This window comes from Neobacillus sp. SRL179, assembly GCF_984799095.1.
Genome location: NZ_OZ481792.1, coordinates 4,252,333 through 4,265,023 on the forward strand (window position 1 = coordinate 4,252,333; position 12,691 = coordinate 4,265,023).

General features: G+C 42.5%; 12 protein-coding genes. 2 read left to right on the forward strand and 10 right to left on the reverse strand.

Features of this window, described 5'->3' with window-relative positions; translation table 11 throughout:
- Window positions 1–6: 6 nt before the first annotated feature.
- Window positions 7–1,398, reverse strand: coding sequence for an aldehyde dehydrogenase family protein (locus tag AC4E8C_RS20940; RefSeq protein WP_490208559.1), 1,392 nt, complete (start codon window positions 1,396–1,398; stop codon window positions 7–9).
- Window positions 1,399–1,683: 285 nt separating this feature from the next.
- Here AC4E8C_RS20940 and AC4E8C_RS20945 point away from each other — a divergent pair, with 285 nt between their 5' ends.
- Together AC4E8C_RS20945 and AC4E8C_RS20950 are read left to right on the forward strand one after the other, a co-directional pair.
- Entirely contained in the window at window positions 1,684–2,667 is a 984-nt protein-coding gene (locus AC4E8C_RS20945) for a 2-hydroxyacid dehydrogenase (protein WP_490208560.1), read from the forward strand.
- Between the two features lie 93 nt (window positions 2,668–2,760).
- Window positions 2,761–4,002 (forward strand): benzoate/H(+) symporter BenE family transporter, encoded by a 1,242-nt coding sequence (locus tag AC4E8C_RS20950; protein ID WP_490208561.1) that lies wholly within the window; start codon window positions 2,761–2,763, stop codon window positions 4,000–4,002.
- 44 nt (window positions 4,003–4,046) lie between these two features.
- On the opposite strand, the gene AC4E8C_RS20955 is transcribed toward AC4E8C_RS20950, so the two are convergent.
- The 9 genes from AC4E8C_RS20955 to AC4E8C_RS20995 form a co-directional block, all read right to left on the reverse strand.
- Window positions 4,047–4,733 carry a class II aldolase/adducin family protein gene (locus AC4E8C_RS20955; protein WP_490208562.1) on the reverse strand — a complete coding sequence of 229 codons (687 nt, stop codon included), beginning with the start codon at window positions 4,731–4,733 and terminating at the stop codon, window positions 4,047–4,049.
- A 79-nt stretch (window positions 4,734–4,812) separates the two neighbouring features.
- A complete protein-coding gene (locus AC4E8C_RS20960; RefSeq protein WP_490208563.1) occupies window positions 4,813–6,087 on the reverse strand; it encodes a TRAP transporter large permease in 1,275 nt (424 codons plus the stop codon).
- Window positions 6,087–6,572 carry a TRAP transporter small permease gene (locus tag AC4E8C_RS20965; RefSeq protein ID WP_490208564.1) on the reverse strand — a complete coding sequence of 162 codons (486 nt, stop codon included), beginning with the start codon at window positions 6,570–6,572 and terminating at the stop codon, window positions 6,087–6,089. The genes AC4E8C_RS20960 and AC4E8C_RS20965 overlap by 1 nt, the downstream gene beginning before the upstream one ends.
- A gap of 81 nt (window positions 6,573–6,653) precedes the next feature.
- Window positions 6,654–7,673: a TRAP transporter substrate-binding protein gene (locus AC4E8C_RS20970; protein ID WP_490208565.1), complete on the reverse strand. Its 1,020-nt coding sequence runs from the start codon at window positions 7,671–7,673 to the stop codon at window positions 6,654–6,656.
- Between the two features lie 103 nt (window positions 7,674–7,776).
- Window positions 7,777–8,802 carry a zinc-dependent alcohol dehydrogenase gene (locus AC4E8C_RS20975; protein WP_490208566.1) on the reverse strand — a complete coding sequence of 342 codons (1,026 nt, stop codon included), beginning with the start codon at window positions 8,800–8,802 and terminating at the stop codon, window positions 7,777–7,779.
- 64 nt (window positions 8,803–8,866) lie between these two features.
- On the reverse strand, window positions 8,867–9,517 hold the full coding sequence (locus AC4E8C_RS20980) for a GntR family transcriptional regulator (protein WP_490208567.1): 651 nt from the start codon (window positions 9,515–9,517) through the stop codon (window positions 8,867–8,869).
- 34 nt (window positions 9,518–9,551) lie between these two features.
- Window positions 9,552–10,931, reverse strand: coding sequence for a four-carbon acid sugar kinase family protein (locus AC4E8C_RS20985; protein ID WP_490208568.1), 1,380 nt, complete (start codon window positions 10,929–10,931; stop codon window positions 9,552–9,554).
- Window positions 10,932–10,950: 19 nt separating this feature from the next.
- Window positions 10,951–12,219, reverse strand: coding sequence for a ribulose-bisphosphate carboxylase large subunit family protein (locus AC4E8C_RS20990; protein ID WP_490208569.1), 1,269 nt, complete (start codon window positions 12,217–12,219; stop codon window positions 10,951–10,953).
- A 252-nt stretch (window positions 12,220–12,471) separates the two neighbouring features.
- Window positions 12,472–12,690: a spore germination protein gene (locus AC4E8C_RS20995; protein ID WP_490208570.1), complete on the reverse strand. Its 219-nt coding sequence runs from the start codon at window positions 12,688–12,690 to the stop codon at window positions 12,472–12,474.
- Window position 12,691: the final 1 nt, after the last annotated feature.

The window sequence follows — 12,691 nt, forward strand, 5'->3', positions numbered from 1 at the left end:
TCCTAACTAATTAAGTACAACATTTTTGATTAAATCACCAAAAATCTCCTCTTCAGATGCCTCATCACGATCAATAGGCTCGGCAACCCAGGTCGTATTCATATAATGCTTTTGTGTTACATTTTCTGAAACGATATTGCCGCCCCATGTTCCGCATCCTAATGAGAACGTATTGGCCAAACCATTGAACCAGGCACCGCTATTGGCCGCACCATGTGGCTGCCGTACAATAACCTTTGTTGTTTTTGTATTTAACGCAAGCTGGATGATATGGTCATCATTATGGGAATGGATACCACAAGAGTGGCCGTAGCCAGAATAGGACGTGATCTTGTTTACTTTATCAATCGCTTCCTCGAAATCATGGTACTTATAAAGCGTTAAGACTACTGACATCTTCTCGCCCGAAAATGGATACTCTTTCCCGATACCGGTCTCCTCTACCAAAATAAATTTGGTCTTACTTGGTACAGTTAGTCCCGCTGCTTCGGCGATTCGCGCAGCTGGTTTGGCTACAATTTCTCGTGAAAGGTAACCATCTACCCACATCGTTTCTTTCAATCTTTCTTTTTCTTCTGCATTAACAAGATATCCGCCTTCCTGCTGCAGGAGCTTTACCATTTCTTCGTAAACGCTTTCTTTTATCACTAAAGAGTTTTCTGCAGAGCAGCCTGAAGCGTAGTCGCCAAGCTTACCCATTTTTATTTTTGCTGCTGCGTCGGCTAAATCGGCTGTTTCATCAATAACCACTACTGCATTTCCTGCGCCTACTCCATAAGCAGGTTTACCTGAACTATAGGCAGCCTTCACCATATCGGCGCTTCCTGTCGCCATCGTTAAGTCACACTGTTTCATTAACTCTTGGGATATATCTTTTGAAGGAGTATCAATACAAATAAATAAATCCTTCGGGGCTCCATTTTTCTCAAGGATTTCTCTCATAATATCCACAACCCGGCTGGTTGTTCTTTTACTTCTTGGATGGGGAGCAAAGATGATGGCATTTCTTGCCCTTAGACTTAATACCCCTTTAAAAATGGGGGTGGCCTCTGGATTGGTGCTTGGAATTAACGCTCCAATCACACCAACGGGTTTGGCGATTTTTCTAATTCCCATTTCCAGATCTCTTTCAATCACACCAACGGTCTTTACTGATTTGATCTGATAGAAAATGGCAGGAAGCTTTTTAGTCAGTTTCCTAATTTTAGATTCTTCATGACCCATATCTGTTTCGGCTAAAGCCAATTGTGCAATATCTTTTGCTAGTTCCTCACGTGATAATGTATAAACGATGGCGGCAGCTAATTCATCCAGCTGCCTTTGAGAGTATCCCTCCACAATTTTTTGTGCCGCTTTTGCCCGCTCTACCAAACTACTAATTGTCTCTTCAACCGTCATTTTCTCATCTCCCTAAATTAATTTTTAAATTGAATACAAAGTTAAAAAAATATACATTTTACTAGATTGTATACAATTCATTAATTAACTAAATAGTACGAATATTTAGTAAAGGTGTCAAGCTAAAATTTGGAATTTATTTTTTTGGAGGGTATACATGGTTAGAAATTAAAGATTCAGAGTATTGACACAACTTATAATTAAAAGTACTCTTTATCTAGAATTTTTTTCTAACGATCCATCCCTTTTATTTTTTTAAAATAATACTTTTGAAGGAGTGTTGAAATGAGAGCAAAGGTGTTTATTACAAGAGCCATCCCTAAAAACGTCCTAAGAAAAATAGAAACAGTCGCCGATGTCGAAATTTGGGACAATGAGGAAATCCCCGTCCCCCGGTCCGTTTTAGAGGAGAAGTCAGCCGAAAGTGATGGATTATTTTGTCTGCTCACAGAGGCGATTGATGATGAGCTGCTTGCCAGTTCACCAAGACTAAAAGTGGTCAGTAATATGGCAGTCGGCTTTAACAACATAAATGTCGAAGCTGCTTCAAGACACGGAATTATGGTGACCAATACTCCTGGTGTATTAACCGAAACAACAGCCGATTTAACGTTCGCTTTACTGATGGCAACAGCACGACGGGTGGTGGAAGCAGCCGATTATTTACGAAGTGGTAAATGGCAAACCTGGTCACCAATGCAGCTGACAGGACAAGATATTTATGGAGCCACATTAGGAATTGTCGGACTTGGCAGAATTGGTGAGGCCTTAGCAAAACGGGCTAAAGGTTTCGACATGCACATCCTCTATCACAATCGGAGCCGTAAGATTGAAGCAGAGGAAACGTTAGGATTAACCTATACTTCGCTTGAAAATTTACTTCAAGAAGCTGACTTTGTCTGTGTAATGACCCCGTTAACCCCTGAAACGAGGGGGCTGATTGGAAGAAATGAACTTTCTCTTATGAAAAAATCAGGAATTTTAATTAATACGGCACGCGGTGGGATCGTAGATGAAGCAGCCCTTTATGAGGCCCTTACAGGCGGTACCATTTGGGCTGCCGGGCTTGATGTATTTGAACAAGAACCAGTGGATAGATCGCATCCTTTATTAACCCTGCCAAATGTCGTAACATTACCACACATTGGGAGTGCTAGTATTAAAACAAGAACCACCATGGCTGAACTAGCCGCTGATAATCTAATCGATGCACTTGAAGGGCGTACTCCTCGGAATCTAGTAAATCATGAAGTAATGCAAAGTCGTTAATTCGGTGAGAAGAGGTAAAACACTTCTTCTTTTATTATCTTAAAATAAAAATCTCCATGTTAAAGGACATTGTGGACAGAGTAAGGAGAATAGATGATGAGTAAATTTTTCATGCGGCTAAATCCGGCTGGAGTTGCAGCTACATTAAAAGATTTCACCATAAAAAACACGGCAGCAGGCCTCATTTCAGGATTACTCATTATAACAGGCCCAACCGTTCTCATTTTGGAAGCGGCAGCCAATGGTCATTTCACGATGAGGGAAACGATTCTCTGGATGTTTGCCGTCTATGTGTTTGGAGGCCTATTTAGTATATTGCTGCCGCTTTATTACCGTATTCCCATCGTCGGCGGCCATAGTCTTACTGGGGTTGCCTATCTTGCAACGGTCACCACCCAGTTTACTTTTCATGAATTGATAGGTTCCTATCTTATTGGCGGCCTTTTGATGCTAATCATCGGTCTGCTGGGTGTTTTCTCAAAAATGCTCACACTAGTACCAAAAGAAATTATTGCTGCCATGTTAGCAGGTATGATTACCAAGTATTTGATAGCATTCATTGTCTCAATAAATGAATTGGCAGTAATCGGCGGCCTATCGCTTTTATCGTATTTGATTTTTAGTAAATGGACGACCCGAATCCCTCCCATGCTAATTGCTATTGTTACAGGGTTTTGTCTGCTGCTGATTACTCATTCTCTAAATCACAGTAAATTATCAGCAAGTTTTTTCGTCCCTCAGTTCCAAATTCCTGATGTTAATCCTATGAGCATCCTTTCTGTTTCTGTTCCTCTGGTCCTAATGATTTTAAGCAACGATGCAGCGGTGGGAATTGGAGCATTACAGCAGAAACAATTTCAGCCCCCGGTCAATAAAGTCATCTTTCTAAGTGGACTTTTCACGATTCTTGCCAGCTTCTTTGGGGGACAATCCGCAAATGTGGCTGGTATGGCTTCGGCCCTTTGTGCGGATGAAGAGGCTGGACCGAAAGCAAAAAGATATATAGGAGCAGTGGTTTCTGGAGTGATCGTTCTACTCTTTGGGATCTTTGCATGGAGGCTGGTCCCGTTTATTCAGTCCTTGCCTCCTGCGTTTATTTCTATGATTGTGGGATTTTCGCTTGTCGGCGTGTTTGCCAACAACTTGCATGTTTGTTTTTCGAAACCTGAGATGAAACTAAGTGCGGCCTTCACCTTTGTGATTGCCATGTCAAATATCACCATTTTCCATATTAGTTCACCGGTCTGGGCATTATTGGCAGGTTCATTTATTGCAAAATCGATTGAAAATCAAATAGGTACAACAACCGAATATGTGAAAAGAAAGACTAGTTAAAAGAAGAGCCAGGTTCAAAGATGAACCTGACTCTTCTTTTAAAATCATCCTAAATTCCAATCTCTACGCGGCTTATATCCTGCATTCTCAAGGAAGTCCCGCTCCACTGAATGGGAAAGACCGTTCATTTCAATATTGGCTGACCTAGAAGTGATCAGCATTTTACAAGCCATTTCCAACGTTTGCAGTGCCATTCGTGCTTCCTTAATGTTTACGTCGTAAACCAAGACACCATGATTTTCGAGTAAAAGGATATTCGCCCCTTTGGCTTTTTCTGCTACTGCCACTCCCAATTCGAGCGTCCCCGGATGTTGATAGCCTACCCGCTCTACTCGCTCTAAATAATACATGGTTTCGACAAACCAATTTGATGGAATTTCAATGGAAGAACATGCGACAAGTGTGGTATAAAATGGGGAAGCATGAAGCACAGCCCCTATTTCTGGACGATTTTCGTAAATCGCCCGATGCATGGGAGTTTCCTTTGATGGCTTTTTATTGCTGTCCAACTGTTTTTGTACATCCCAAGCAACGGCCTCCCCGGTTAACGAACAAACGACTAAATCTTGATCCTCCAACTCGCCAAGATAGGTCCCACTTGCCGTAATCATATATTCATCACCGCTGGTCCGGGCACTGATATTGCCTGCAGTTCCCCAAGCTAATCCGTATTCCATCATATATTTTCCTGTTTTCCTTAGTTCTTGTCTAATTACATCTGCTTTTGTCATGGTCGTACACTCCTTTAAACAATCAATCTACTAAGAAAAGTTCCACACTTTAGCATATGTGGAACTCTACTATTTTTTATTATTTAAACAAACTTACAAGTCCGATTGATAACTGTGGAATAAAGGTAAGCAAGAGTAATGTGACTAGTAGTACCGCATAATATGGTAACATTCCCTTCGATATCTGATCGAGCCTGATTTTCGCAATCTGCGATGAGATAAACAGGTTAACACCAAATGGCGGTGTACACATACCTAATGCTAAGTTAACAATCATAATAATACCGAAATGAACCGGATCGACTCCAAGCTGTGTAGCTACCGGTAATAATAATGGTGCTAAGATAATAATTGATGCATTGGTTTCCATGAACATTCCGACAATAAGCAAGAATAGGTTAACTAACAATAGGAAGATAACCGGATTGTCTGAGATACCTATGAAGAATTCTGCGACCATTTGCGGTACATTGGCCCGTGTGATAATCCAGCCAAACAAACCAGCACTTGCAATGATAAACATAATCGTTGCAGTCGTTACAGTTGATTGGGTAAAAATTTGGGCTAGTTGTTTTAATTTGATTTCTTTATAAACGAATACACCTACGACGAACGCATACCCTACTGCTACACCTGCAGCCTCAGTTGGTGTAAAGATACCGCCGTAAATTCCGCCAAGAATGATAACCGGCATTAATAGTGCTAGAAAAGATTCCTTAACGGCCAACATTCTTTCTTTAAAGTTTTTCTTAGGTTCACGTTTATAGCCTTGTTTTTTCGAAATAACCAAAACCGTTAAAATAAGAGCAAATCCGATAAGAATTCCTGGTACAAACCCTGCTAGAAACAGGTCACCGATTGATACTGAGGCCGTTACCCCGTATAAAATCATCGGAATACTCGGTGGAATAATAATACCTAATTCACCAGCTACCGCTTGAGTTGCTCCAGCAAATCGTGCATCATAGCCGCGTTTAATCATCCCTGGGATTAGCATACTTCCTAACGCTGCTGTAGTGGCCGCACTAGATCCTGAAATGGCTGAGAAGAACATGGCTGTTACGATTGTAACTATGGCCAGACCACCTGGAAGATGCCCAGTAAAAGCATTGGCCAAGTTGATTAAACGTTTGGAGATTCCGCCAAATTCCATTAACGTTCCGGCAAGAATAAAGAACGGGATCGCCATAAGGGGGAACGAATCAATGGAAGTAAACGAACGTTGAACGAGTACGATTAGAGGTGTACTTCCCTCCCACCATAGTGCAATAGCGGATGCCAGTCCAATTGAGACGGCAATCGGGACACTCAAAGCGAAAAATATCAGCATACAGATCATTAACACGACTGCCATTATTTAGCGTCCTCCTTTTTTGAGGATAAATCGAAGATTAGAGCCAACGCGTTAAGCGCTAACAAAAGAGAACCAATGGGCAGGGCTGCATAGGGAATAGCCATAGAAATCCCTAAACCTGGAGAGGTTTGTGCCTGAACATGTTCCAACATACTAATTCCCTGGAAAAATAAAATACCAAAGAATACAATCGATAAAATGGCAACTAGTATAATGACGAATTTTCGTTTCTTTGCAGAAATTAATTCTGGAAGCAATTCAATTGAAATCAACTGATTATGTCTCATCGCCAAACTGGCACCAGCAAATACAATGTACACCATTAAATAACGGGATAATTCCTCAGACCAGGTCAATGGAAAATGAATTAAGAAGCGGCTTATGACTTGTATTATAATTAAAATCGACATAATGCCAAGCATCACAGAGAGGATAAATCCCACTGCTTTATTCAAGGTGTCAACCATCTTCACAACTTGTTGCATTGTAACTCCCCTTTACTAGATTAGAATTTTAGGAGGGTACCAAAACTATGGTTATACTTTTGGCACCCTCCAGTCTACTCATTATTTTGTATTCACAATGCTCTCATAAAGCTTTTTATCTGCCTCTGACTTATTAGCAAATTCCTTTTGAACTGCTTTTGCTTTTTCCATGAATGGTTTTGTATCGATATCAACAACTTCCATTCCTGCGGCTTTCACTTTTTCTAGCAATTCTTTTTCTTGTTCATAAACGATCTTGTTCTCATACTCAGTAGCTTCTTTAGCTGCTTCTTCAACTGCTTTTTGCTGGTTCTTTGACAGCTTGCTATAGGTTGCATCACTCATGGTCAACATAACGTACCCATAAACGTGATTTGTATTGATGAGGTATTTTTGAACCTCTTGCAATTTAGAACTTTCAATTAGCGCAAGTGGATTTTCCTGTGCATCAATAACGCCTGTTTGCAGCGAAGAATACACCTCACTAAACGCCATCGGAGTTGGTGTCGCCCCCATTGCTTTCCAGGCTGCGATAGAAGCTGGAATTTCAGGAACACGAATCTTAATTCCGTCTAAATCAGATGGTTTGGTTACTTTTTTATTAGCTGTCAACTGACGCGGCGTACGCTCCCAGAATTGAAGGCCGCGGATCTGCGCATTGGTTAACAAATCTTCCTTCAATTGATCTCCTACTTTACCGTATAAAACTTTTTCCATATGTTCACGGTCACGGAATAAGTATGGTAATTCTAAGATGGAATATGGCTCATAAAAGTTTGATAGAACACCGGCAACTAAGGCAAAGTCTACTGATCCAAGCTGCATTCCTTCAATTAAATCACGATCATTTCCTAGCGTCGAACTTGCATAAACATCAATTTTTACTGATCCATCTGTTTTTTCATCTACTAGCTCTGCAAATTTCTTCGCTCCTAAATTCCAAGGATCCTCTTCCCCAGCAATATGCCCGAGCTTTAATGTAACAGGCTTGTCCGCTTTGCTAGATTCTGAACTACTTGCTTTATCTTTCGCCCCGCACCCTACAAGGCTTAAACTTAGCGATAACGCCGCTGCTGCAATACCGATTTTTTTCAACAACATTCTATTTTCCCCCTTAAATAGTTGTTCGTAAAAAATTTCTCCCAGTCCCTTTGAAACCTATTTGTCCAAAAAAGCGTTTACACAATTGGATAAGCGTTTTCATTTACTTAAATTCAACAAGCACCTTTAAGGATTCTTCTTCTTTTTTATCAACCAATTGGAATCCTTTTGCTGCTTCTTCATACGAAAGCTTGTGTGTAATGATGACATCTTCTGCTACAGAACCTGCGTTGAGTAAGTCGATCGCAGCAATTGTATCTTCCCTTGTATACGTCATACAGCCAACGATTTCTTTTTCCCCCTGTTGCAGATTGACGATATCGAATGTTTGCGTACCGTGGAACATGGCAATGGTTACACAACGGCCGCCTTTTCGAAGTAACGAGATTGCTTGATCAATAATCCCTGGAACACCTGCTGCGATGAGGACTTTATCAAAGTCTCCGCCAACAGCATCCTTGGCTTCAGCACTCCAATCCTGCTTGTTCAATGTGTTCAATGTATGGGTTGCTCCCATTCTGACAGCACCATCCAAGGCATAATCCATAATGTCAGTGACCAGAACGGTCGTGGCTCCCGCTGCTTTTGCTGCAGCCAGTGCCAATAGCCCAATCGGGCCTGCCCCAAGGATCGCCACTTTATCACCTAATTGGATGTCTGCTTTACGAACCGCATGTACCCCTACAGCAAACGGTTCGACGAGAACACCTTGATCAAATGTCATGCTATCTGGCAATTTGAAGACGGTCTGTTCAGGTGTGGCAAAATACTCTGCCATTGTTCCATACCAGCCATTTAATCCAGGAGCACCTCGGTGTGCACAATAGTTAACATTACCAGTTAAACAAGCTTCACAGCTCCCGCAGCCAACCTGTGGTTCAACCGTCACCCGGTCACCGGCTTTGAACTTTGTTACACCTTCTCCGACTTTTACTACTTCTCCAGCAAGCTCATGACCAATGATTACAGGCGGCTTCCGGAATAAGTGAAGCCCCTTGTAAGTATGGATATCGGATCCGCAAATTCCTGCAACTTTTACTTTAATTAAAACATCCTTTTCCGCTACCGGAGGTAATTCCACTTCCTTCACAATTACCTCATAAGCATCTTCTACGTATACTGCTTTCAATGTTCTTCCTCCCCTTTGTCATCTATCCATCATCGTTACAGTGCAATTGGTGTCAGGCACCAGATTAAAACAACAGTTTTTGCTTCGATTGCTGGAGGTGTTCCTCAATGAGTTCACTCGCTTTTTGTTCGCCGTTTTTTAAGGATTGGTAGATGTTAACGTGTTCTTGCCAGAATTGCACCATCCTTTGCGGGTCCTTCTTTAAATGAAGCAAGGTAATTCGTTGCAAGTGATCTTGATAATTCAGCAAGATACGATGAATTTCTTGGTTTCCTAAGCTTTCACATAGCAGCAGGTGAAAGTCATGATCGGCACGAGTAAATCCTTTTATATCTAATTGGTTCGCCATTTCTTCGGTGAAATCGAGGTTCTCTTCAATTTTCTGGCACTGTTCTTCTGTCAATTTACCGGTAATTTGCGAACAAACATATGTCTCCAGTGCGACTCGAAGATTATAAATATCGATAATCCGGTTTAGGGATAGTTCATTTATGATGATCCCTTGTTTAGAAGAAATCGTAACGAATCCTTCTGTTTCCAACCGAACCAGCGCATTCTTGATCGGCGTTTTACTCATTTGAAGAATCTCAATTAATTCCCGCTCTGATAGGAAGCTTCCTTGTGGAAATTTTTCGTCGAGTATATTTTCTTTAATTTGCTGGTAAGCTATATCTTTTAGAAGAGGAGCGGTTCCCCTTTTTGTTACACTTTCCATCTTTCCCATCTACTTTCCATTTTGACTAGTTCATTCAAATGCTGATGTGCTTGGATTCATTGGCGGCTCTTCGTACATTTGAAAAGTAATGGCTGCCGCCTAACTGTCCACCTTTTAGGGCAATTTCAATTCCATTCATGAGGCCTTCATCAGAATAGGCTTTACAAAGCGGTGCTCCTGGAGAAATAGGCAGCAGCATCTCTAATCCATATACGCCCATTTCCCGAGTAGCAAATCCAGAGGTGTCCCCTCCAGCGACAATTACGCGGCGAATCCCCGTTGCCTCTATCACTTCTCGGGTCCATTTACCAAGCTGACGTCCAATCAACTCACCCGATTGGACTTCCGGAATACCCAGCTGATTGAAAAGCTTACGGGTAGCAGCGATTGATTCATCCTCTGGTCCCATTGCCGTATAAAGTATGACACTTTCTCCCTCCTTAATCAGGTCAATCACCTGATCAAGCAAATCCCGCGGAACAGAGTCCGTTTGGACGATTTGCTCGGGACTAATTTTTATACCACGGAATCCATCGGCCAGTGCCTCTTCAATTTGTTGCTGAGTGACCATTGAAGCGCTTCCTGACACAGCAAAGACTTGGTTTCTTGCTGGTACGGACTCATTAGTCTCTTGAACCCTTCCTGCCACACCGGCATTTTTCCAATGGGCTGTAAGAGCGTAGCCTAATCCAGACGATCCGACAACAAAGGAATGATTTTCCTCTGCGGATTCCCAAATCAGCTGGCCGCTTACACGGAGACGTTCATCATCAAGGACATCAAAGAGAAGCACACCTGGTTCGCTTAGTTTCTGTTTGTATCTATCCCGTACCGTCTCGATGCTGCCTTCGAGTTCCAAAATGTTCATCAGATCAATTTTTTCAGAAGTTTGTTCAGCAAGGTGCAGGCGCAAGTCCGCTTCACCCATCGGTGTAATCGGGTGTCTAGACATTACCGGGTGACGATCTAATCGATAAACCGTATCGTGCATTCTGGCAAAGTGCTGACCAAACACCGTAAACCGTCCTAATGGCGGTGCCCCAACGAGGAGGGGAATAACTTGTTTATCACCAAAGAACTCTCTCGCTACTTCAATTGCTTTTCCGATACTGCCTACTTCAGGAGCGGAGTCAAACGTGGAGCAAGTCTTATAATGAATTACCTTTGCCTCAGTTTCTGCAAAGCTCTCGAATATGGGACGAAGTTCTTCTTCCATGTCAGCTGAATTCTTTGCACGGCTTGTTCCTGCCACTCCAATACAGCTAATTCCTTCAAACCGCTGTAGTAATTCGTCACTCGGCGGTTCGAGAAAAAGAACCGTCCGATACCCGCTGATAGCCAACGCCTCCATCGCATCCGTGGATCCGGTGAAATCATCTCCATAAAAAGCGAGTAAAAGTTCATTTTCTTTCATTATGTGTGTACCTCCAGGCTTATGTAGTCGAGAATTTCTCAATTGCCTTTTTTAATTCAGGGTTTCGTTTCGCATACGTTTCCAACGGGATCCCTTGTACTGCGGCTTCCCAGCCTTGCCTCATACTCAACACTCCTGCTTCAATCCCATCTGGGTGTGCAAGAATTCCTCCGCCCGCCAAATGAATGACGTCCGTCGTCGGGACCGCTTCATATGTGGGAATGGCACTTGCTGCCCACTGAGCTGATGAGAGAACCGGCATGATGGGATAACCTCCTAAGAAAGGGGTTAAACTATCCCGAATCGCTTGGGCGACGGTTTCGTTATTCTCTGAGAACTTATTGTTTAAGCCATTCGTATGCAGATGGTCAACTCCGGCAAGCCGGCATAGTTTTTGAAAAACGGTAAAGCTCATTCCGAGGAGCGGGTCACGGGACATAGCCCCCCATTGTGTACGATGTCCGTGAATCGGCAGCTCTGAGTATTGGCGTAAGTAAGCGGTGCCACTTAACCCGACACTATTGACACAGACCATGACACAAGTTCCGCCTGCCTGGAGAACGAGATCATGATTCCTACGGAGCTCATCGATATCACCCGTTATGTTGAAGGCATACATTAGTTTTTTCCCGGTCCGGTCGGCGGCTCGTTCGATTTCTTCCATGATTACCTTAACTCTTTGTTCAAGCGGAGCAAAAGCGGGGTTGGCACATAATTCATCATCTTTAATGAAATCAATGCCGGCTTCAGCAAGTTCTTTAACAAGCGGACGGTACTCTTCAGTGTGAAGACCTATGCTTGGCTTGATAATAGTGCCAATTAGCGGCCTGCCCTCTACCCTGCTCAATTCTCTGGTTCCTTTTATTCCGAATTGGGGTCCAGGATACTTTTCTGCAAATGCATTTGGCAGCTCTAAATCTATCAATCTCAAACCAGAAAAGGCCCCAAGTTCGTATAGATTTCCGGCAACCGTTGACAGTAGATTCGGTAAAGATGGTCCAAAATTATCAAGGGGAAACGATAGCTCGATGATTGCTCTTCGATACTCCACGTTGGACAAATCGACTCCCTTTGGAAGCTGTGATCCTGGCAGAGAAGGTGTGCTAACCGTCTCTAATTCGGTGATTCCCACCACTTGAGCCCCGTGTTTTTCCTTTAACTCAGGAGTTTCTCCAGGTACTGACACAAAGGTTCCAGTTGATTGTTCCCCTGCCATCACTTCAGCCGCATATTCAAGGGGATAAGGTGTTTCTACTATGTATTTAGCTAGAACTCTATTGGACTGCAAAATCACACCCGCCTTTCATTTCTAACTAATTTCCTATCACTCACAGATACGACATATATCTGTCATATATCTGTCATAAATCTATGTTAGATTCCTTGATGTAAATACTAAAATAAACCGCTTACAAAGTCAATCATATTTTTCGAAAATATTCAGAAAAATTACGTGATGTTTTTCACATTTCATTTATAAAAAATAAGGTGTCAGACCCCGCCGCTTTAAAGCTATACTAAGACAGGGGTCTGACACTTATTAATTATCATGCAGGATCGGCTGATCAAGTACGTCTGCATCTGCTGAATTGGTAGAACTGATCCCGCTATAGGTGATAATTTGTGCACCTGTATTGGCAGAACCTGAACCAAAGGTACTTTTAGCGGCACTTTTGGGAGAGACAAAAACAGCTCCCCCAAATTGAACTACGCCGCCGCTGACGGTATTAATCTTGACTGGAAGTGGAAAACCTGACATA

Excerpts from the sequence above, each read along its gene's own strand:
- AC4E8C_RS20985 (WP_490208568.1), bottom strand. The coding sequence starts at position 10,931 with ATGAAAGAAAATGAACTTTTACTCGCTTTTTATGGAGATGATTTCACC.
- AC4E8C_RS20955 (WP_490208562.1), bottom strand. The coding sequence starts at position 4,733 with ATGACAAAAGCAGATGTAATTAGACAAGAACTAAGGAAAACAGGAAAA.
- AC4E8C_RS20970 (WP_490208565.1), bottom strand. The coding sequence starts at position 7,673 with ATGTTGTTGAAAAAAATCGGTATTGCAGCAGCGGCGTTATCGCTAAGT.
- AC4E8C_RS20945 (WP_490208560.1), top strand. The coding sequence starts at position 1,684 with ATGAGAGCAAAGGTGTTTATTACAAGAGCCATCCCTAAAAACGTCCTA.
- AC4E8C_RS20995 (WP_490208570.1), bottom strand. The coding sequence starts at position 12,690 with ATGTCAGGTTTTCCACTTCCAGTCAAGATTAATACCGTCAGCGGCGGC.
- AC4E8C_RS20980 (WP_490208567.1), bottom strand. The coding sequence starts at position 9,517 with ATGGAAAGTGTAACAAAAAGGGGAACCGCTCCTCTTCTAAAAGATATA.
- AC4E8C_RS20960 (WP_490208563.1), bottom strand. The coding sequence starts at position 6,087 with ATGGCAGTCGTGTTAATGATCTGTATGCTGATATTTTTCGCTTTGAGT.
- AC4E8C_RS20950 (WP_490208561.1), top strand. The coding sequence starts at position 2,761 with ATGATGAGTAAATTTTTCATGCGGCTAAATCCGGCTGGAGTTGCAGCT.
- AC4E8C_RS20940 (WP_490208559.1), bottom strand. The coding sequence starts at position 1,398 with ATGACGGTTGAAGAGACAATTAGTAGTTTGGTAGAGCGGGCAAAAGCG.
- AC4E8C_RS20965 (WP_490208564.1), bottom strand. The coding sequence starts at position 6,572 with ATGCAACAAGTTGTGAAGATGGTTGACACCTTGAATAAAGCAGTGGGA.